This window comes from Phytopseudomonas flavescens, assembly GCF_900100535.1.
GTDB lineage: Bacteria > Pseudomonadota > Gammaproteobacteria > Pseudomonadales > Pseudomonadaceae > Aquipseudomonas > Aquipseudomonas flavescens.
On record NZ_FNDG01000002.1, the window covers coordinates 313,307 to 332,677 of the forward strand.

The 19,371-nt window shown below is 64.8% G+C and carries 19 protein-coding genes; 13 read left to right on the forward strand and 6 right to left on the reverse strand.

The window, feature by feature from the left end; translation table 11 throughout:
* Positions 1 to 118: 118 nt before the first annotated feature.
* Positions 119 to 712, forward strand: a complete 594-nt coding sequence (locus BLR94_RS03570) for a nitroreductase family protein (protein WP_084303225.1) — start codon at positions 119 to 121, stop codon at positions 710 to 712.
* Here the strand turns inward: BLR94_RS03570 and BLR94_RS03575 are convergent.
* Positions 709 to 1,755, reverse strand: a complete 1,047-nt coding sequence (locus BLR94_RS03575) for a LacI family DNA-binding transcriptional regulator (RefSeq protein WP_084303224.1) — start codon at positions 1,753 to 1,755, stop codon at positions 709 to 711. The genes BLR94_RS03570 and BLR94_RS03575 overlap by 4 nt on opposite strands.
* Positions 1,756 to 2,038: 283 nt before the next feature.
* Here BLR94_RS03575 and BLR94_RS03580 point away from each other — a divergent pair, with 283 nt between their 5' ends.
* From BLR94_RS03580 to BLR94_RS03600, 5 genes are all read left to right on the forward strand, one after another.
* On the forward strand, positions 2,039 to 4,264 hold the full coding sequence (locus BLR94_RS03580) for a TonB-dependent receptor (RefSeq protein ID WP_084303223.1): 2,226 nt from the start codon (positions 2,039 to 2,041) through the stop codon (positions 4,262 to 4,264).
* Positions 4,265 to 4,369: 105 nt separating this feature from the next.
* Positions 4,370 to 5,710, forward strand: coding sequence for an LLM class flavin-dependent oxidoreductase (locus BLR94_RS03585; protein WP_084303222.1), 1,341 nt, complete (start codon positions 4,370 to 4,372; stop codon positions 5,708 to 5,710).
* Entirely contained in the window at positions 5,707 to 7,014 is a 1,308-nt protein-coding gene (locus BLR94_RS03590; protein WP_084303221.1) for an alpha/beta hydrolase family protein, read from the forward strand. Before BLR94_RS03585 ends, BLR94_RS03590 begins: the two co-directional genes overlap by 4 nt.
* A gap of 13 nt (positions 7,015 to 7,027) precedes the next feature.
* A complete protein-coding gene (gene mgrA / locus BLR94_RS03595; protein ID WP_084303220.1) occupies positions 7,028 to 8,071 on the forward strand; it encodes an L-glyceraldehyde 3-phosphate reductase in 1,044 nt (347 codons plus the stop codon).
* A 2-nt stretch (positions 8,072 to 8,073) separates the two neighbouring features.
* On the forward strand, positions 8,074 to 9,003 hold the full coding sequence (locus BLR94_RS03600) for an aliphatic sulfonate ABC transporter substrate-binding protein (RefSeq protein WP_084303219.1): 930 nt from the start codon (positions 8,074 to 8,076) through the stop codon (positions 9,001 to 9,003).
* 190 nt (positions 9,004 to 9,193) lie between these two features.
* Here BLR94_RS03600 and BLR94_RS03605 read toward each other — a convergent pair whose 3' ends face one another.
* From BLR94_RS03605 to BLR94_RS03620, 4 genes are all read right to left on the reverse strand, one after another.
* Positions 9,194 to 10,519, reverse strand: coding sequence for a sensor histidine kinase (locus tag BLR94_RS03605; RefSeq protein WP_084303218.1), 1,326 nt, complete (start codon positions 10,517 to 10,519; stop codon positions 9,194 to 9,196).
* Between the two features lie 93 nt (positions 10,520 to 10,612).
* Positions 10,613 to 11,020, reverse strand: coding sequence for a Spy/CpxP family protein refolding chaperone (locus BLR94_RS03610; RefSeq protein ID WP_084303217.1), 408 nt, complete (start codon positions 11,018 to 11,020; stop codon positions 10,613 to 10,615).
* 486 nt (positions 11,021 to 11,506) lie between these two features.
* Complete coding sequence (locus tag BLR94_RS03615) at positions 11,507 to 12,190, reverse strand: response regulator transcription factor (protein ID WP_084303216.1); 684 nt, start codon at positions 12,188 to 12,190, stop codon at positions 11,507 to 11,509.
* Positions 12,191 to 12,212: 22 nt separating this feature from the next.
* Entirely contained in the window at positions 12,213 to 12,512 is a 300-nt protein-coding gene (locus BLR94_RS03620; RefSeq protein WP_084303215.1) for a YciI family protein, read from the reverse strand.
* A gap of 108 nt (positions 12,513 to 12,620) precedes the next feature.
* Between BLR94_RS03620 and BLR94_RS03625 the strand changes: the two genes are divergently transcribed.
* From BLR94_RS03625 to rluB, 7 genes are all read left to right on the forward strand, one after another.
* The gene (locus BLR94_RS03625) at positions 12,621 to 13,484 is read left to right on the forward strand and encodes a PHP domain-containing protein (RefSeq protein WP_084303214.1); all 864 of its coding nucleotides are present in this window, start codon (positions 12,621 to 12,623) and stop codon (positions 13,482 to 13,484) included.
* Between the two features lie 12 nt (positions 13,485 to 13,496).
* Entirely contained in the window at positions 13,497 to 14,126 is a 630-nt protein-coding gene (locus tag BLR94_RS03630) for an L-threonylcarbamoyladenylate synthase (RefSeq protein ID WP_084303213.1), read from the forward strand.
* A 4-nt stretch (positions 14,127 to 14,130) separates the two neighbouring features.
* Entirely contained in the window at positions 14,131 to 14,982 is an 852-nt protein-coding gene (locus tag BLR94_RS03635; RefSeq protein WP_084303212.1) for a segregation and condensation protein A, read from the forward strand.
* Positions 14,983 to 15,045: 63 nt separating this feature from the next.
* Positions 15,046 to 15,939: a DUF4261 domain-containing protein gene (locus BLR94_RS03640; protein ID WP_084303211.1), complete on the forward strand. Its 894-nt coding sequence runs from the start codon at positions 15,046 to 15,048 to the stop codon at positions 15,937 to 15,939.
* A 66-nt stretch (positions 15,940 to 16,005) separates the two neighbouring features.
* On the forward strand, positions 16,006 to 16,809 hold the full coding sequence (scpB, locus tag BLR94_RS03645; RefSeq protein ID WP_084303210.1) for an SMC-Scp complex subunit ScpB: 804 nt from the start codon (positions 16,006 to 16,008) through the stop codon (positions 16,807 to 16,809).
* Entirely contained in the window at positions 16,806 to 16,985 is a 180-nt protein-coding gene (locus tag BLR94_RS03650; RefSeq protein ID WP_084303209.1) for a DUF1289 domain-containing protein, read from the forward strand. The genes scpB and BLR94_RS03650 overlap by 4 nt, the downstream gene beginning before the upstream one ends.
* Before the next feature lie 138 nt (positions 16,986 to 17,123).
* Entirely contained in the window at positions 17,124 to 18,305 is a 1,182-nt protein-coding gene (gene rluB / locus BLR94_RS03655) for a 23S rRNA pseudouridine(2605) synthase RluB (RefSeq protein ID WP_084303208.1), read from the forward strand.
* A gap of 94 nt (positions 18,306 to 18,399) precedes the next feature.
* On the opposite strand, the gene BLR94_RS03660 is transcribed toward rluB, so the two are convergent.
* Positions 18,400 to 19,323, reverse strand: coding sequence for a GGDEF domain-containing protein (locus tag BLR94_RS03660; RefSeq protein WP_084303207.1), 924 nt, complete (start codon positions 19,321 to 19,323; stop codon positions 18,400 to 18,402).
* Positions 19,324 to 19,371: the final 48 nt, after the last annotated feature.

Sequence of the window (19,371 nt, forward strand, 5' to 3'; positions counted from 1 at the left end):
TCCCCTACGTCGTGGTACGCGAGCCTGGCCTGCCGTCGATGGGCGCCCGCGCTCGCGCCGTGCCTGTTGCGTGGGCCTGGCTGCTAGAATCCGGCTTCCTTGTTCTGGAGAAGAGCCGATGGATGCCCTCGATGCGTTGATCAACCGCGTTTCCGTTCCCCGTCTGATCGAACCCGGGCCGAGCGCTGTTCAGCGTGAGCAGCTGTTTCGCGCCGCGTTGCGCGCGCCGGACCACGGGCAACTGCGCCCCTGGCGGTTCCTGACCGTCGAGGGCGAGGCCCGGCATGCCCTGGGCGAGCTGTATGCCGGTGCGCTGATGGCCAGGCCGGTCGAAGCGAGCGAGGACGCCCTGGCCAAGGCACGCAACATGCCCCTGCGCGCGCCCTTGCTGGTGGTCGTCATCGCCCGCCTGCAAGAGCACCCGAAGGTGCCCGCCCAGGAGCAGTTGCTGGCCGCCGGGTGTGCAGCTCACGGCATCCTGCTCGCCGCTCACGCCCAGGGTATCGGCGCCGTGTGGCGCACCGGCGAGCTGTCCCACGACCGACATGTCGATGCAGGCCTGGGGCTTGCCGCGAACGAGCGGATCGTCGGCTATCTCTATCTGGGAACGCCGGAGCGGGAACTGCGCTCGCCGCCGCAGCCAACCGTCGACGATTTCGTCGCGGCCTGGCGCGGCGAGGAGCTGTCGCGCGGTAGCGTTGACAGGCCCTAGCTGCTTTCCCGCTCGATCAGCTCGCACACCAGCGGTTGCGGGGCATCGCTCGATGCCTCCTCGAGAACCCCTAGTTTCTGCAGGATGCGCTGCGCCGCCACTTCGCCGATCTGCCTGGCCGGTGGCCGGATGGTGGTCAGGCTGGGGATCAGCATCGGCGCGAAGGCGTAATCACCAAAGCCCACCACCGCGCAGTCTTCCGGTATGCGCAGGTCGGCGCGGCGGCCGGCGAGCAGGCCGCCAGCGGCCAGGTTGTCGTTGGCGAAGATGATCGCATCCGGGCGCTGCGCCCCTTGCATCAGGCTTTCCATTGCCTGCTTGCCCGCCTCGAAGGGTTGCAGGTTCTCATCCGGTGCGAACGCCCAAGGTTCGAGACTTGCTGCCCGCAAGGTATCGGCATAGCCGTCGCGGCGCTCCAGCGCGCTGAAATCCCCCGGCACGCTGTTCTGCACGAACGCGATGCGCCGGTAGCCCTTGTCGAGCAGATAGCGGGCGGCGCTGACGCCCACTTCGTAATGCAGAAAACCCACCTGCAGGGGCGCCCGCTCGGGGCGGTAGTCCCAGATCTCCACCAGCGGGATGTCGGCATCAGCCAGCATCTTCTCCGTCCCGGCGCTGTGGAAGTGGCTGGTGACCACCAGAGCGGCCGGCGACCAGCCGAGAAAGGCGCGCACTGCGCTTTCTTCCTGTTCTTCGCTGAAATAGCTGGAAGCCAGCAGCAACTGGTAGCCGTGGCGGCTGAGGGTGTCGCTGAAGCCCTGGATGGTCTGGGCGAAGATCGGCCCGGAGATGTTCGGGATGACCATGCCGACGATCCGCCCCCGCGCGGATGCCAGCCCGCCAGCCACCAGGTTGGGCACATAGCCCAATTCGTCCACCGCACTGCGGATGCGCTCACGCAGTTCCTCGGACACCTGATCCGGCTGGTTGAAGTAGCGCGAGATGGTGATCGAGGACACGCCGACGCGCTCTGCGACGCTGCTCAGGGTAATACGGCCAGCGCCGCGTCTCTTGCGCGGTGAATCGGCTGGAGGGCGCGACATGGGCTGATCCTGCATGCGACTCGGGCGCTCAACATACTGCAGCGTTAGCGCTAACAGAAGAGGGCGTGGCGATCCTGGATATTTATTTTTTTGGAATATAAAAAGCATTTTTTAGTATTTGACGATCTCTGGGGGCCTCTCCACACTTTGCCCTGTTAGCGCTAACAGCGCATCGCACCCTTGTCGCATGACTGCCACTCGCACGAGCGAGATCCGTTGACGACTGTGTGCAGTACGCTCGCCATGGGGCGAGCATCACTCGGTCAATCAGGCAGTGAACGCCATGCATAACGCATTTTTGCCGGCCGCCCGCAGTGCGCGCCGCCTCCGTGGTTCGATTTCCCTCCACCCACTGGCGGTCGCCGTGGTGCTCGCTTCCGGGGCCGCACCGCTCTGGGCGGCCGAGCCAAGCGAGCCCGCCGCCACCTCGTTGAAAGCCGTGACGGTCACCGCGACCCGCCGCGAGCAATCCCTGCAGGACGTGCCGGTCGCCGTGTCGGTGGTCGATGGCGAGCAGCTCGAACGTGACAATCGCAACGGCGTCGCCAGCATCGTGCAGCAGGTGCCTACCCTGAACTTCCGCTCAGGTGCATCGAACAAGGACACCTCGCTGTTCATTCGCGGTGTGGGCACCATCTCCACCTCGCCGGGTGTCGAGCCGACGGTGGCGACGGTGGTCGACGGCGTGGTGTTCGGCCGGCCGGGTCAGTCGACCCTGGACCTGCTCGATCTCGAGCGCATCGAGGTGCTGCGTGGCCCTCAAGGCACCTTGTTCGGCAAGAACGCCTCGGCTGGCGTCCTCAACATCGTTACCCGTGAGGCGCCCGAGGAGACCCGCGGTTATGTGGATTACTCGCACTTCGGTGGTGGCAACGAAAACCGCCTGCGCTTCGGCATCGGCGGCCGGTTGACCGACACCCTCAAGGGGTCGCTGAGTACCCTGTGGGGCCGCTACGACGGCAACGTCGAGAATGTCGCCAATGGCCATGACGTCAACGGTTACGACCGCAAGGGCGTGCGTGGCAAGCTGCAGTTCGAGCCCAACGAGGATTTCACATTCACCCTGATCGGTGATTACCTGGAAGGCGAAGACACCATTCCCAGCGGCATCATCGTCTCGACCACCGCGCCGGCCCTGGCCGCCGGTTTGCGGCCGAGCGAGCACAACAGCAAGATCAACAGCGACTACAAGACCCACGTCGAGGACACCAATACCGGCTTGTCCGGGCAGGCCGACTGGAGCCTGGGTGATTTCACGCTGACCTCGATCACTGCCTGGCGCGGCTGGGACAACACCCAGTACCAGGATGGCGACCGCAGTGCCCAACTGCCGACCACTGCCTCTCACGACAAGGGCGACGTACGCTACGACCAGTATTCTCAGGAGCTGCGCCTGGCTTCGCCAAAAGGCGAATTTCTCGAATACGTGGTGGGCGCCTTCTACATGCATGGCCGTTCGGATGAGGTCTATCGCCGTGAATCGATCAACGGCGGCGTTACCAACAACGGCCGTGCCGATTACAGCGTGACCAACGACAGCTACGCGGTGTTTGGCGAGAACACCTTCCATTTCACCGATGATTTGCGCGGCATCCTCGGTCTGCGCTGGACCCATGACGACGTCGAGTACGATCACCGTCGCGCCTCCACATCGGCCACGGCAGTCACCGGCATCCAGCCAGCGACGCGCAGCTCCGGTTCGGTCGATGAAGATGGCTGGACCGGCCGTATCGGCGGTCAGTACGACTTCACCGACAACCTGATGGGCTACGCCACCTACTCGCGTGGTTACAAGGGGCCAGCCTACAACGTGTTCTTCAACATGCAGCCGCGCGATACCGAGGCGCTGAAACCGGAGACCTCGGATTCGTACGAAATCGGCCTGAAGAGCACCGCCTGGAACAACCGCCTGATCACCAACCTCGCGGTATTCCACACCGATTACGATAACTACCAGGCCAACTTCTTCGACACCGTGGCCAATCAGGTGGTCACCCGCCTGATCAACGCTGGCAGCGTCAAGACCCAGGGCGTCGAGCTGGACTACAGCCTGCAGGCCACTCGTCAGCTGAAACTGTCCGGTGCCGTTGCCTACACCAAGGCGCGGGTCGACAGCTTCCAGTGCCCGCCGGGCGCTGCGGCAACCTGCGATATCGATGGCTCGCCATTGCCGTTCACGCCGGACTGGAAGAGCTACGTGCGTGCCGACTACAGCATCCCGCTGGACAACGGCCTGGACGTGGAACTGAGCTCGGACTACAGCTGGCAGGACAAGGTGCAGTACAGCCTCGACCAGAACCCAGGCACCACCCAGAGCGCCTACGGCATCTGGAATGCCAGCGTGGCCCTGGCCAACTACAACGATGGCTGGCGTGTGGCGCTGTTGGCGAAGAACCTCACCGACAAGTCCTACTCCACCCTGTTGGCCTCGGGCGGTAACCATATCTATCGTATGGCGCCCCGTGACGATCAACGCTATTTCGGTGTGCAGTTACGTAAAGACTTTTGATGCAAGTCAGGTGCGCCCAAGCAGTCGGTGCGCCTGTCTCGCGTGCGCAACCCGCCCGAGCCGACAGAACGGCAGGGCGGTCATGCATTCACCCAGGGATTCATCATGACTCGATCCACCCGCCGGCTCAGCCTTGGTGCCTTTCTCATGGCCACCGGGCACCACGTCGCTGCCTGGCGCCATCCGGATGTACCAGCCGATCCGCTGGATTTCTCGGTGTACAAACGTACTGCGCAGATCGCCGAAGCGGCCTGCTTCGACGCGCTGTTCGTGGCCGACAGCGTGGCCGCACCGACCGATGCCATCGCCAGCCGGATGCCGCGCTCGGCGCATTTCGAACCGCTGACGCTGCTTTCTGCGCTGAGCGCGGTGACCGAGCGCATCGGCCTGATCAGCACGGTGACCACCAGCTACAACGAGCCCTATCACGTGGCCCGCAAGTTCGCCTCCCTCGACCAGCTCTCCGGTGGTCGCGCGGGCTGGAACCTGGTGACCTCGGACGCCGCCGCCGAGGCCTACAACTTCGGCCGCGACGCGCACATTCCCCACGCCGAGCGCTATGCCCGCGCGCGGGAGTTCCATGATGTGGTCACCGGGCTCTGGGACAGCTGGGCGGATGACGCCTTCCTGCACGACAAGGCAAGCGGCCAGTTCTTCGATCCGGCCAAACTGCATGTGCTCGACCATCAGGGAGAGCACTTCAAGGTACGCGGGCCGCTGAACGTGGCCCGCTCGCCCCAGGGCAGACCGGTGATCGTTCAGGCGGGCTCCTCGGAAACCGGTCGGCAGCTCGCCGCAGAGACCGCCGAAGTGGTCTTCACGGCGCAGACCTCGCTGGCCAAGGCCCAGGCGTTCTATGCCGATCTCAAGGGTCGGTTGCACGGCTTCGGGCGCCGCGAGGATTCGCTGAAGATCATGCCCGGCGTGTTCGTGGTGGTCGGTCAGAGCGAGGGCGAAGCCCGCGAGAAATTCGAGCGTTTCCAGGACCTGGTCGAACCACAGGTCGGCATCGCGCTGCTGGGGCGCATGCTGGGCAACTTCGATCTGTCCGGCTACCCGGCCGATGGTCCGCTGCCGGAGCTGCCGCTGACCGAGAATGGTCAGCAGAGCCGGCAGAAACTGCTGACCGAGCTGGCAGGGGCGGAGAACCTGACCCTGGCGCAACTGGGGCGGCGTATCGCTGGCGGGCGCGGGCATTACAGCCTGATCGGCACGCCCACGCAGATCGCCGATGAACTACAGGCCTGGTTCGAGGAGCGCGGCGCCGACGGCTTCAACGTGCTGGTACCGCATCTGCCTGCCGGTCTGGAAGATTTCGCCACGCAGGTGGTGCCCGAACTGCAGCGCCGGGGGCTGTTCCGCCGCGAGTACCAAGGCCGTACCCTGCGCGATCACCTGGGCCTGAATGCGCCGCAGAACCGTTTCTTCGCACAGGAAAATCGATGAAACTCGTCCTCGCCTGTCTGTTCGCCCTCGGGGTTCCCGGCAGCGCGTTCGCGCTGTATGGCGACGCCCGCCCCGACGCCCCCGAGCTTGCCGCGCGCGGCGAGTATCATGTGGGGGTACGTACCCTTGAGCTGGTAAACCGCGATCAACTCGACGTGCTGTCCATCGATGCCAGGAATCCCGCGCCACGTTACGAGCGAAGGCTGCGCCTGGAAATCTGGTATCCCGCGCAACTGCCGGCCGGACAACAGGAGCTGACCACCTACCGCGACGTGCTGGGTGCCGGTGCCAACGACCCCAGGCGGCCCAACACGCCGTTCGAGTTCCAGGGCCGGGCGTTGCGCAACGCGCCGGCCAGCGAGGGCCGTTACCCGCTGGTCATCGTCTCCCACGGCTACCCGGGCTCGCGTCTGCAGATGAGCTACCTGACCGAGCACCTGGCCTCCCACGGCTACGTGGTGGCGGCCATCGACCACCCGGAGTCGACCCGGGCGGACAAGGCCGGCTTCGCCAGCACACTGCTCAATCGCCCGCTGGACGATCTGTTCGTGCTCCAGCAGTTGAGCGCCTTGAGCGAGGCTGGCAGTGACAGCTTCCTGGCCGGGCATCTGGACGTGCAGCGCAGCGCTTTGCTGGGTTACTCCATGGGCGGCTACGGCGCATTGAATGCCGCCGGCGCCGGAGTCAGCGCGGTGGCCAGCAGCCTGGTGCCGGGCTCCGCGCTCGAGTCGCGACGTGCCGGAAACAACGTTTACGAGGGTGGCCGAGATACACGGATCAAGGCGTTGGTGCTGTTCGCGCCCTGGGGCGGGCGGCAGGGCATCTTCGATCAGGCCGGCCTGGCTGGCCTGCGGGTGCCGAGCCTGTTCGTCGCCGGTGACCAGGATGACGTCTCCGGTTATCGCGACGGTATCAGGCGCCTGGTAGACGGCGCGGTGAATGCCGAGCGCTATCTGCTGGTCTATCAAAATGCACGCCATAACGTGGCGCCGAATCCGCCACCGCCTGCCGCCAGCAGTCATCCCGACGATTTCTCCGCCTATGCGGAGCCGGTGTGGGACAGTGCGCGGATCAACAACATCAACCAGCATTTCGTTCTGGCGTTTCTCGACCAGCAGCTCAAGGGGCTGGACAGAAAGGCCTATCTCGATCTGACGCCACTGGCCATCGACGGCACATGGTCGCTGGACGGCGAGGGCCGCCAGCAGGCCGATCACAGCTACTGGCATGGTTTCAAGCATCGCAGCGCCGTGGGCCTCGAGTGGTACCACCTGCCCGCTGCGCAACCGGCACTCATTCCCTGATGGAGAACCTCTGATGACCTACATCGCCAACCCGCAGCGCTACGAGCGTGTCCCGTACCGCCGCGTCGGCCGCAGTGGCCTGGTGCTGCCGGCCCTGTCTCTGGGCCTGTGGCATAACTTCGGTGACGCCACGCCCATCGACACCCAGCGCGCGCTGCTGCGTACGGCGTTCGATCTGGGGATCAATCACTTCGATCTGGCCAACAACTATGGGCCGCCCTATGGCAGCGCCGAGAGCAATTTCGGCCGTTTGCTGCGTGAGGATTTCAGGCAGTACCGTGATGAGCTGATCATCTCCACCAAGGCCGGCTGGGACATGTGGCCCGGCCCCTACGGGCAGGGCGGCAGTTCGCGCAAGTACCTGATTTCCAGCCTCGATCAGAGCCTGCAGCGCCTCGGCGTGGACTACGTCGACATCTTCTATTCGCACCGCTTCGACCCGCACACGCCGCTGGAAGAAACCGCCGGGGCACTGGCCAGCATCGTCGAGCAGGGCAAGGCGCTGTACATCGGCATCTCCTCCTATTCGGCGGGCAAGACCCAGGAAATCGCCGCGTTGTTACGGGCGCGCAACGTGCCGCTGCTGATCCATCAGCCGGCCTACAACCTGTTCAATCGTTGGATCGAGAAGGATCTGCTGACGGCGACCGAGGAGGAGGGCGCCGGGGTGATCGTGTTCACCGCGCTGGCCCAGGGGCTGCTCAGTGACAAGTACCTCGATGGCATTCCCGCCGACGCCCGGGTCAATCGCCCGGGTGGCGCGTCACTGCGGCCCGAGCATCTGTCCGACGACAACATTGCTCGTGCCCGCGCCCTCAACGAAATCGCCCAACGTCGCGGCCAGAGTCTGGCGCAGTTGGCGCTGGCCTGGACGTTGCGCGATCCGCGGGTCACCTCGGCGCTGATCGGCGCGAGCAAGCCGGAGCAGATCATCGAGAACGTCGCGGCGCTGGACAACCTGGCGTTCAGCGCCGAGGAACTGGCGGAGATCGACCGTTACGCCGTCGAGGGCGGCATCAACCTCTGGGAAAAACCGTCGACCGACTGGCAGGAGTGAGCATGAAAGGTATGAAGTTAGCGGTTGCCGCACTGGCGCTGCTCGGTCTTGCCCAGGCTGCACATGCCGACCCGCAGACCTTGCGCATCGGCTATCAGAAAGGCTCGGTCAGTCTGGTGCTGGCCAAGGAGCACGGCCTGCTGGAACAGCGCTTCGCCGACACCAAGGTGCAGTGGATCGAGTTCCCGGCGGGCCCGCAGATGCTCGAAGCGCTGAACATCGGCAGCCTGGACATCGGCGCCACCGGCGATATTCCGCCGCTCTTCGCCCAGGCAGCCGGTGCCGATCTGCTGTACATCGCCGCCGAGCCGCCCAAGCCCCGGGCCGAAGCGATTCTGGTGGCGAAGGACAGCCCGATCCACTCGGTGAAGCAACTCAAGGGCCGCAAGGTGGCGTTGCAGAAGGGCTCCAGTGCGCACAACCTGCTCCTGCGCGCACTGCGGCGTGAAGGCCTGAGTTTCGCCGATATCCAGCCGACGTACCTGGCGCCGGCGGACGCCCGCGCGGCCTTCGAACGCGGCAGTGTGGATGCCTGGGCCATCTGGGACCCGTTCTATTCAGCCATCGAGCTGCAAGGCAAGGCGCGCCTGCTGGCCAATGGCGAGGATCTCGGCCTGCTCGGCCCGTTTTTCCTCGCCGCGCGGCCCTATGCGCAGGCCAACCCGGCATTCATCGCGAAACTGCTCGACGAGCTGGGCCGCGCCGAGGCGCTGACCCGCGACGACAAGGTTGCCAGCATCCGCCTGCTGTCGCGTTTCATGGGCTTGCCCGAAGCGGTGATCGAACGCACCTTCAGCCATCGCCCGGCGTCGCCGCCCATTGCGCTCAGCGACGAGATCATCGCCGCCCAGCAACGTACCGCCGACCTGTTTCTGGAAAACCGCCTGCTGCCCAAACGGGTCGATGTGAAGAGTGCCGTCTGGAGGCCTTGAGACAGACGATGAGATCGTTGCCACGTTCCGCGTCCAGTACCGCGCGTGGCCACGCAGGAGCCTGGCAGCCATCGACAATGGAGGGTGGCCTGCTTGTGTGGGAGCGCGCCATGCGCGCGAATCACGGGCACGGCCCGCTGCCACGGTGAGCCCCGAATGACCGCCACCAAGCAGGCTCACGTGTTAGGCGTCAAACCGCCGCCTCCAGCGGCAGAATCAGCTTGGCGCTGAAGCCGCCGCTCGGGTGGTTGTCGAGTTGCAGACGGCCGCCATGGCGCTCTGCGGCCCTGCGTGCGATGGCCAGGCCGAGGCCGTGACCGGCGGCGCTCTGGCCGGGAGCGCGGAAGAAGGGTTCGCCGAGCTGGGCCAGGTGCTGATCGGCGACACCGGGGCCGTGATCGCGGACTTCCAGATGCACCTCGTGGCCGCGGCGTACGAAGTTCAATTCGATGGGTTGCCCGCTGGGATTGAAGCGCAGGGCATTGCGCAGCAGGTTATCCAGCGCCCGCTCGAGCATGGCCGGCCAGCCCTGCAAATGCATGCCCGGCTGCAGGCTGACGTCCAGTTGCTGTTCGGGGTGGCTGAGCTTCACGTCCTCGCGCAGCTTGCCGACGAGTTGCGCCAGTTCGATGCTCTGCGCCGAGCCGGGTTCGGCATCGAGACGGGCGAGGGCGAGGATTTCACTGATCAGGTCTTCCAGGCGGTCGCATTCGCGAATCAGCCGTGGCCATAGTTTCTCCCGTTCGGCCGCCTCGGCGCGTTCCGCCAGCGCCAGGGCGATACGCAGCCGGGCGAGCGGCGAACGCAGCTCGTGGGAGACGTCACGCAACAACTGGCGCTGGCTGCCGATCAGATCCTGCAGGCGCGCGCCCATGCGGTTGAAGTCGTTGGCCAGCACGCCGAACTCGTCACCGCGGCTGGCCAGGCGTGCCAGGCTGTTCTGCTGGTAGGCGGTCTGCCCAAGGTCGTGTACCGCGCCGCGCAGGCGATTCAGCGGGCGTGTGATGGACAGCGTCAACAGCAGGCTGAACAGGGTCAGTACCACCAGCGCGATACCCAGCGCACTCAGCGGCCAGAGCAGGCTGCCACGGTGCCAGGCGTCCAGTTCCGGGTGTGGGATGCGGTAGATGAACAGGTAGGTTTCGCCGCTCATTGGGCTGGTGTAGTCGGTGGTCAGGCGTCGCCAGGGTAGGCGGCGTTCGCCCTCGTTGCGTTCCTCGAAGGCGGCGGCACGGGGCGGGAAGGTGCCGCGAACCACGGGCTGGCCGGTTTCCGTCAAGACCTGGGTGTCGATGCGAAAGTGTCGCTTGCGCTGTTCCAGCACGTCCTGCGCGGCGCGTGCACCGTCGTTCTCGTAGGCCTGGGCCCATTGGGCGGGCAGGTTTTCCAGGCCGGGGTGCTGATTGAGAATCCAGGCGTCCTGATTCAGGGCGCGGCCAAGCAGCATGGACAGGCCTGCCACCAGGGCGATCGCCAGCCAGAAACTGCCGAGAATCCGCCAGAACATTGAACGCACATGAACTCCTGAAAACGCCAGAAGCCTGCGCCAGGTGAGTGGCGCAGGCGGATGATAGGTGCCGCCTGGCGGCCAGGCGGCGGATCGTTGAAATCAGTTGGCTTTCTTGTGCTCGGCTTTCCAGGCCTCGAAGGCTTCGCGGTCGGCCCTGCGCTCCTTCATCTTGGCTTCCTGCTCATCGAAAGTCTTCTGCTGTTGCGGTGTCAGTAGAGCGCGAATGGCGGCCTGCTGCTTGTCACGGGATGCCTTGCGCTCGGTTTGCAGGGCCTGCTTGTCGGCGGCCGGCAGCTTGTCCAGGTAGCGCTGGGTGAGTTCGCGGTTGTCGCGTCTCTGTTCCTCCATCAGCTTGTGTACCTGGCGCTCCTGGTCCTTGCTCAGATCCAGCTCATGGAAGAACCGCGGGCCGCGATCACCATCGGGGCGATGGTCACCACCAGGAGCAGCCATTGCCAGGGTCGGCAGGGTCATGGCGAGGAGCAGGGCGGTCATGGTCTTGCGCATGGTGTATCTCCTTGTCTCGAAACCGGCCAGTTGCCGGATGTGCCCAGATTAGGGCCTTCAAGGTAATGCGCGGTCAGCCAAGGTAAAGGCAGGGTAAAGAGACGCCGGGCTGTGTAAATCGCTCAGAACCTGTTCATGATCTGCTGCGTGCCGCCTGCAGACGTAACAGGTGCGACCGCAACAAGGCGGTAGCGGCCGTTCGCCGATCCACTGTGGGAGCGCGCCATGCGCGCGAGAAATCGCGGGCATGGACTGGGCGTCCCCGCCCGCTCCCACAGATACTGCGCCGATGACCGCTTCGGCCACTTTGTTGCCGGTCAGGCCAGGCGCAGCATGTAGGGTGGATGACGCTCTTTTCATCCACCATTGCGATCGCTAGGTTGGTGGACGGATGAAGCGTCGTCCACCCTACGAAAGGCGGCTTCGGACCCATAGTGTCCTGTCAGGCCATCCTTGGTTCTGGCTCGCGAGACTTTGCACAGGCCGTCAGATCGCGTAGTAGTAACCGCGGCTGCGCAGAGCGATGATGCGTGGTCGTCCGTCCGGGTGCGGGCCGATCTTCTTGCGCAGGTTGCTGACGTGCATATCCAGGCTGCGGTCGTAAAGGGTCAACTTGCGACCCAGGGCCAGCTGCGCGAGCACCTGCTTGTCCACCGGCTCGCCGGGCTGCCTGAGCAGTGCTTCGAGGACCCGGCTCTCGGACAGGGTCAGGACGATCTCCTGGCCGTCTTCGCCAAGCGCCGCCACACCGCGGGCCGGGCTGAAACGCAGGTCGCCCAGTTCCAGTTGGCTGGACGTCGCCGGTGGCAGGCTGCGGCGCAGCACGGCACGCAGGCGGGCGGTCAGCTCGCGCGGGTCGCAGGGTTTGGCCAGGTAATCGTCGGCCCCCAGTTCCAGGCCGAGGATCCTATCCAGCGGCTCGCCGCGAGCCGACAGCATCAGCACGGGCAGTTCGGGGTGTTCGCTGCGTAGCTGCTTGAGCAGCTCGAGGCCGCTGCCGTCTGGCAGCATCACATCCAGTACCACGGCATCAGGGGCGTTGCGGGCGAGTGCCTGGCGGGCACTCTGGCCGTCGTGGCAGGCGGTGACCTGGAAGCCTTCCTGGGTCAGCCAACTGGCCAGCAGGTCACAGAGTTCGACGTCGTCGTCGATCAGCAGCAGATTGCTCATGGTAAGAGGTGACGACTCCTGGTCACGGCAGCACGTGCTTGAACGGCTTGACCACCACCTCGGCGTAGACGCCGGCGTCGTGGTAAGGGTCGGCATCGGCCCAGGCGCGCGCGGCGTGCAGCGACTCGAATTCGGCGACCACCAGGCTGCCGGTGAAACCTGCCGGGCCGGGATCGTTGCTGTCGATGGCCGGGTGTGGGCCGGCGAGGATCAGCCGGCCTTCGCTTTTCAACTGTTCCAGCCGCGCCAGATGAGCGGGGCGCACGGAGAGGCGGCGGTCCAGGGAGTTTTCCACGTCGGTGGCGATGATGGCGTAGAGCATGTCGATCCTTGTGTGCGGAAACATCGGGCGGCAACGCTGTGCAGTGCCAGCAAGAATCCGCTGGCCGGGGCATAATAACAAACATGAATCATCGGGAAAGCGCCCCTTATGCAGGTTGATCTCCATTGTCACAGCACCGCCTCGGATGGCGCCCTGTCGCCTGCCGAGGTGGTCGCCCGTGCGCACGGACGCGGCGTGCGCATGCTGGCACTCACCGACCACGATACCCTCGAGGGGCTCGACGAGGCCTGCGCGGCGGCCAGTGCGCTGGGGGTGCGGCTGGTCAATGGCATCGAGCTGTCCTGCACCTGGGGCGGTGCGACCATCCATGTGCTGGGTTATGCCTTCGACCGTGAAGCGCCGGCATTGCGCCAGGCGATCGCCGACTTGCATCAGGGGCGCTGGCTGCGCGCCGAAGAGATTTCCCGGCGCCTGGCGCTCAAGGGCATGGATGGCGCGCTGCAAGGTGCGCGGGCCATTCAACAGGCTCAGGGCGAAAGCGGCAACGCGCCGGCGCGTCCGCATTTCGCCGAATTCCTGGTGCGCGGCGGTTACGTCAAGGACCGTGCCGATGCGTTCCGCAAGTGGCTGGGCTCTGGCAAACTGGGCGACGTCAAGCAGCATTGGCCGACGTTAGATGAAACGCTCGAGACCCTGCGCCAGTCCAACGCATGGATCAGCCTGGCCCATCCCTGGCAATACGATTTCACCCGCAGCAAGCGGCGCAAGCTGGTGACCGCCTTTGCGGCGGCTGGTGGTCATGCGTTGGAAGTGGTCAACGGCATGCAGCCTGCGGAGCAGGTCGGTGGCCTGGCGATCCTGGCGCGCGAGTTCGGTCTGCTGGCCAGTATCGGCAGCGATTTCCACGCGCCTGGCGACTGGTCGGAGCTGGGGTTGTGCCGGCCCCTGCCCGCTGACCTGTCCCCCATCTGGACGCGGTTCGCCTGCGCCCCGTCTGTCGATGCCGTTTGAGAGCCCGTTGCCATGAGCCAGTTTTTCCAGATCCACCCGGAGAGTCCACAGGCCCGCCTGATCAAGCAGGCGGTCGAAATCATCCGTAACGGCGGTGTGGTGGTCTATCCCACCGACTCGTCCTACGCGGTGGGGTGCGTGATGGGCGCCAAGAGTGCGCTGGAGCGCATTCGCCGCCTGCGCCAACTCGATGACAAACACAACTTTACCCTGGTGTGCCGCGACCTGTCGCAGCTCAGCAGCTTCGCCAAGGTGGACACCGCCGCCTTTCGCCTGCTCAAGAACCACACGCCGGGTCCCTACACCTTCATTCTCAACGCCACCCGGGAAGTGCCGCGCATGCTGCTGCATCCCAAGCGCCGCACCATCGGCCTGCGCGTGCCCAATCATCCGATCGCGTCGGCGCTGCTGGAGGAACTGGGCGAGACGATGATGAGTGTCAGCCTGATCCTGCCCGGCGAGGATCTGCCCATGAGCGATCCCTACGAAATGCGCCAGATCCTCGAGCATCAGGTGGATCTGATCATCGACGGCGGTTTCGGCGGTCTGGAAGCCTCCACGGTCATCAGCCTGGTGGATGACGAGCCCGAGGTGATTCGCGTTGGCTGTGGCGATCCGTCACCCTTTGCCGAGCGGCGCTGAACCGATGTCCGCCCCTGCCGAACAGGTCGACAGCCAGGCCGGTGCTCAACAGGAACTGCCCTTTGCCCTGGTCTATGGGCAGGCGCTCACCGAACTGCCGGTGGATCTGTACATTCCGCCGGACGCCCTGGAGGTGTTTCTCGAAGCCTTCGAAGGCCCGCTGGACCTGCTGCTCTACCTGATTCGCAAACAGAACATCGACGTGCTGGATATTCCCGTGGCGGAGATCACCCGCCAGTACATGGGCTATGTCGAGTTGATGCACAGCGTGCGCCTGGAGCTGGCCGCCGAATACCTGGTGATGGCCGCCATGCTCGCCGAGATCAAGTCGCGCATGCTCCTGCCGCGCTCCTCGCAAGCCGAAGCGGAGGAGGACGATCCGCGTGCCGAACTGATCCGCCGGCTGCTGGAGTACGAGCGTTTCAAGGCGGCGGCCGAAGGCATCGACACCTTGCCCAGGGTCGGCCGTGACCTTAGCGTTCCGCAGGTCGAGGCGCCCGATGCGCGGGCGCGCAAGCTGCTGCCGCAGGTCAGCCTGCAGGAGTTGCTGGTGTCCATGGCCGAGGTGCTGCGCCGCGCCGACATGTTCGAGAGCCATCAGGTCAGCCGCGAGGCGTTGTCGACCCGCGAGCGCATGAGCGAGGTGCTGGAGCGCCTCAGAGGCGGCGAGTTCGTGCCCTTCGTCGAGCTGTTCACGGCCGAGGAAGGGCGCCTGGGGGTCGTGGTCACCTTCATGGCGATTCTTGAACTGGTCAAGGAATCGCTGGTGGAACTGGTGCAGAACGAAGCATTCGCCGCCGTGCACGTACGTTTGCGCATCGAACACGACCACGAGGAACTGCTCGACTCGCCCTGAGTCGCATTCTCCGAGCGCCATTTCCGTAACACGCCCCCCCCACCATGAATTTAGGACGATTCGATGAGTCTGTTTTCCCGTTTCTTCGGCCGCCATGATGGCGGCAATGCCGACGTCGGCGAACTGGTAGCCAAGCCAGGTATCGAGAACCCGCTCAGCCTGCAAGTGCTGTTCGCCCAACCCCTGGCGATCACCGAGGCGCAACTGAGCGCAGCCTTGCGTCGTTATCATCCGAGCATGAGCGGTGCCCGTTGCGACATCAGCGGCGACGTCGAGCAATTCTTCGCCCTGGCCGGCTGGGGCCCCCATGTGGTGAAAATGGTCGGTTTCGACCAGCCGTTTCCCGCCGACGCCGTGGAAGCATGTGTTGCCCCGGCGCACTACCCGCAACAGGTCAAGGATCAGGTGCGCCAGCAGGCCAGCCACATCCTGCTGTACTACGCGGGGCACGAAACCGATCCGCTTGAGCAATACGTGGCCCTGGCTGGCGTGGCCGGTGCGCTGAGCGGTTTCGGCGCGCTGGCGGTGCTCAACGAGACTGCGCATACCTCGTTGCCGGCCGCCATGTTCGCCGATGACGACATGGGCGAGCACAGCCTCGAGATCCTTCGCGATCTGCCCCTGACCATGCTCTATTGCGGCTTCGTGAAATACCAGGTCGAGGGTGTGCAGGGCGTGTGGATGCGTACCTATGGCAGCGACGCCTTCGGCCAGCCGGATTTCGCCGCCCTTGCTGCCGGCCACCATGAGGGCGAGCGCTACATGGATATCTTCAATAACGTGCTCGGTTATCTGATCCAGAGTGGCGCGCAGATGGAGGCAGGGCACACCATGCAGGTCGGAGAAACCGAGTTCATGCGGTTGCGCGAGCCAGCCGAGGCGGAATACTACCTGCATGGCCCGGAGCGGGTGCTGGTTGCCGAAATCATCGCGGCGAGCGAGATCGTCAGCCAATGACGGTGTGGCGCCCGCTGATTTGCTAAGCTGGCGCCGCCCCGCACCCAAGCAGACCTTATCCAGACGATGAACCTGTCCGATCCCAAGCAACTCTCCACCCTGCTCGAAGGCCTGCTGCTGGCCGCTGGCAAGCCCTTGTCCCTGGAACGGCTGATGGAGCTGTTCGAAGAGGCCGAACGGCCCGAGGCGGATGTGTTCAGGAAAGCGCTGGCGATGCTGGGCGGCAGTTGCAAGGGACGGGCGTTCGAACTCAAGGAGGTAGCCTCCGGTTACCGCCTGCAGATCCGCGAGAACCTCTCCACCTGGGTGGGGCGTCTGTGGGAGGAGCGCCCCCAGCGTTATTCCCGGGCCATGCTGGAAACCCTGGCACTGGTCGCCTACCGTCAGCCGATCACCCGCGGCGAGATCGAAGAGATCCGTGGCGTGGCGGTCAACAGCCAGATCGTCAAGACCCTCCAGGAGCGCGAGTGGATTCGCGTGGTGGGCTACCGGGAGGTGCCCGGCAGGCCAGCGATGTTCGCCACCACCAAGGGCTTTCTCGATCACTTCAATCTGAAGAGCCTCGATGAGTTGCCGCCCCTGGCCGCGTTGCGCGAGCTGGAGCCCGAGCCGATCCTTGACGATCCGGACGTACCGCCGAGCCTGCAGGCTCGTGCCGATCTTGCCCTGGGCGAAGAGCCTGAAGCGGATAGCCGCTCCGAAGCCGCTGCCGAGACCAGCTTCGGTTCGCTGCTGGCTGAACTCGATGCCATGGAGCAGGGCCTGAAAACCGATTTCGATGACCTGGCGCGCGGTGACGAAGAGCCGAACCGCGAAGAGCAGGGTGATGTCTCTACAGCTGAGGATGACAGCCGTGAAGAGCGCCCATGAAAGACCCCTGCATCAGCGTCTGCAAATTCGATGACGGCATCTGCCTGGGTTGCGGGCGTAGCAAGACCGAGATAAAGGCCTGGAAGAAACTCGACAAGGCTGAACAGCGCCTGGTGATGGCCGAAGCGGATATGCGCCTGATCTCGCTTGGCCCGAAAGCCCGGCGCAAGCGCTGAGTACGATACTGGCTGGACGCCGTCATTTGCTCAGCTATGCTCTGGCGCCAGGTGCGTCGAGCGCCTGATCCGCGTATGATGCGCGCCCCTTCGACGACATGATCGTCCTATCACCAGAGAACACCGGGAGGTGCCCAGATGAGTGAAACCGAAGAATACAGCCCCGCTGGCGAAAAACTGCAGAAAGTCCTGGCTCGCCTGGGCCTTGCTTCGCGCCGCGAAATCGAGTCCTGGATCAGTGCTGGCCGGGTCAAGGTCAACGGCAAAGATGCCACCCTGGGCCAGCGCGTCGATCTGCACGACGCCATTGCCATCGACGGCCGCGTGCTGCGCCGCGAAGAAGCGGCGGAAACCGTACGCCGCGTGCTGATCTACAACAAGCCCGACGGTGAGATCTGCACCCGCGACGACCCGGAAAAACGTCCAACCGTATTCGATCGTTTGCCGCGTCCGAAAGAAGGCCGCTGGATCAACATCGGCCGTCTCGACATCAATACCACCGGTCTGCTGATGTTCACCACCGACGGTGAGCTGGCCAACCGCCTGATGCACCCGTCCTATCAGATGGACCGTGAGTACGCGGTACGCGTACGGGGCGAAGTCGACGAGGAGATGATCGAACGCCTCAAGGCCGGCGTGATGCTCGAAGACGGCCCGGCGAAGTTCACCGATATCAAGGAAGCGCCCGGGGGCGAAGGTTTCAACCACTGGTACCACTGTGTGGTCATGGAAGGGCGCAACCGTGAGGTGCGTCGCCTGTGGGAGTCCCAGGGGCTGGTGGTCAGTCGTCTGAAGCGGGTGCGTTTCGGTCCGGTGTTCATGACTTCCGACTTGCCAATGGGCCGCTGGCGCGAAATGGGCCAGCGCGAGGTCGACATCCTCAGCGAGGAAGTCGGCCTCAAGCCAGTGGCTCTGCCGGAAATGAAGGAAAAGACCCGCGAGAAGCTCGATCGTCTGCAGCGTAAGGCCGCCAAGCCCATTGGCCGGGGTGAGCGTCCGGCGCGCACCCTGCGCCCTGGCGCTGCTGCTCCCACTCAGGGAACCGGCAGTGGTCGTGGCGCGCGTGACGAGCAGGGCGAACGCCCGACGCGTGCACCTCGCGCAGCGCGCGGAGAGGGCCGCAGCGAGCCCTCGCGTGGCACGCCAGTGGCCGAGCGCCCACGTGACGTCGGCAAGAAACCCGGCAAACCGCGTGGCGAGCGTGCCCAATCCGGCGAACGCGCACCGCGCAAGCCGGCAGGTGCCGACAAGGGCCGCGGTCGCCCGGCAGGCGAAGGTCAGCGTCCGGGGTTCGGTCGTGGTAGCCGCAAGCCGCAGTGACTGATCGCCTGGCCGCTGGTACAGCGGCCATGAAAAAGGGCCCCATCCGTCAGGAGTGGGGCCCTTTTGATTTCCCGGACCAGCGAAGCTTCTATCAGCTGGCCATGCTCATGCGGTTGCGGCCATTGCGCTTGGCGTGGTACAGCGCCTTGTCCGCTCGCTCGAGCAGGCTTTCGACCGATTCGCCAGGGCCCAGGGCCGCGCAGCCCAGGCTGACCGACAACTCGATGGGTTTGCCCTGGGCCACGCACTGCAGCTCCAGCACTGCCTGGCGCAGGCGCTCGCCGACCAGCGCGGCACCCTCGCGGGACGTGCCGGACAGCAGCACCAGGAACTCTTCGCCGCCGTAGCGGAACACCATGTCGATATTGCGCAATTGATCCTTGAGGGTGGTGGCGACGGCTTTCAGCACTTCGTCGCCGGCACTGTGGCCGTACTCATCGTTGATGCGTTTGAAGTGGTCGATATCCAGCATCAACAGCGACAAGGGCTGGGTGTTGCGACGGGCCAGCTCGATTTCCCGGCCCAACACCTGATCCATGGCAATGCGATTGCCGGTGTTGGTCAGCGGATCGCGCAGGGCGCTCTGGATCGCGACGCGGTAGAGCAGTGCGTTGCGCAGCGGAAACAGCAGGCTCGCCAGCATCGACTCGAGCTGGGTCAGTTCCTGGTCGGAGAAACGCTGACGACGGCGGAACGTCAACTCGCCCAGGTACTCGCTTTCATGGCTGAGTCGGTAGGTGGCGGAGTGATTGGCCTGTTGGCCCATGTCCAGGCGCAGGTCGCTGCTCGAATGCTGGTAGCCCAGCGCATCGACCGGCAGCAGGTGCTGCAGCTCACGCAGGAACATGCCAAGAATGCGCTCTACGTCCAGGCTGGTCTGCAATTGCAGGCCCAAGCGCTGGCGCAGCTGCAGGAGGCTCATCGGGCGCGCCTCGTTCTTGTGCGTCGAGAAACCGAGGCGCTGCAGTTTGGCAGCGTCGAAATCGATCATGTTTTTCTGGCTGGGTGGAACCATTTTGATGAACCTCTGGCGCTTCGTTACGGCTTGTGAGCAATAGAGCGA

Bases quoted from the DNA above. Each gene is read 5' to 3' on its own strand.
- BLR94_RS03650 (WP_084303209.1), top strand. From the start codon at position 16,806: ATGAAAGACCCCTGCATCAGCGTCTGCAAATTCGATGACGGCATCTGC.
- BLR94_RS03630 (WP_084303213.1), top strand. From the start codon at position 13,497: ATGAGCCAGTTTTTCCAGATCCACCCGGAGAGTCCACAGGCCCGCCTG.
- BLR94_RS03635 (WP_084303212.1), top strand. From the start codon at position 14,131: ATGTCCGCCCCTGCCGAACAGGTCGACAGCCAGGCCGGTGCTCAACAG.
- BLR94_RS03585 (WP_084303222.1), top strand. From the start codon at position 4,370: ATGACTCGATCCACCCGCCGGCTCAGCCTTGGTGCCTTTCTCATGGCC.
- mgrA (WP_084303220.1), top strand. From the start codon at position 7,028: ATGACCTACATCGCCAACCCGCAGCGCTACGAGCGTGTCCCGTACCGC.
- BLR94_RS03620 (WP_084303215.1), bottom strand. From the start codon at position 12,512: ATGCTCTACGCCATCATCGCCACCGACGTGGAAAACTCCCTGGACCGC.
- BLR94_RS03640 (WP_084303211.1), top strand. From the start codon at position 15,046: ATGAGTCTGTTTTCCCGTTTCTTCGGCCGCCATGATGGCGGCAATGCC.
- BLR94_RS03615 (WP_084303216.1), bottom strand. From the start codon at position 12,190: ATGAGCAATCTGCTGCTGATCGACGACGACGTCGAACTCTGTGACCTG.
- rluB (WP_084303208.1), top strand. From the start codon at position 17,124: ATGAGTGAAACCGAAGAATACAGCCCCGCTGGCGAAAAACTGCAGAAA.
- BLR94_RS03610 (WP_084303217.1), bottom strand. From the start codon at position 11,020: ATGCGCAAGACCATGACCGCCCTGCTCCTCGCCATGACCCTGCCGACC.
- BLR94_RS03590 (WP_084303221.1), top strand. From the start codon at position 5,707: ATGAAACTCGTCCTCGCCTGTCTGTTCGCCCTCGGGGTTCCCGGCAGC.
- BLR94_RS03660 (WP_084303207.1), bottom strand. From the start codon at position 19,323: ATGGTTCCACCCAGCCAGAAAAACATGATCGATTTCGACGCTGCCAAA.
- BLR94_RS03575 (WP_084303224.1), bottom strand. From the start codon at position 1,755: ATGTCGCGCCCTCCAGCCGATTCACCGCGCAAGAGACGCGGCGCTGGC.
- BLR94_RS03570 (WP_084303225.1), top strand. From the start codon at position 119: ATGGATGCCCTCGATGCGTTGATCAACCGCGTTTCCGTTCCCCGTCTG.
- BLR94_RS03625 (WP_084303214.1), top strand. From the start codon at position 12,621: ATGCAGGTTGATCTCCATTGTCACAGCACCGCCTCGGATGGCGCCCTG.
- BLR94_RS03600 (WP_084303219.1), top strand. From the start codon at position 8,074: ATGAAAGGTATGAAGTTAGCGGTTGCCGCACTGGCGCTGCTCGGTCTT.
- scpB (WP_084303210.1), top strand. From the start codon at position 16,006: ATGAACCTGTCCGATCCCAAGCAACTCTCCACCCTGCTCGAAGGCCTG.
- BLR94_RS03580 (WP_084303223.1), top strand. From the start codon at position 2,039: ATGCATAACGCATTTTTGCCGGCCGCCCGCAGTGCGCGCCGCCTCCGT.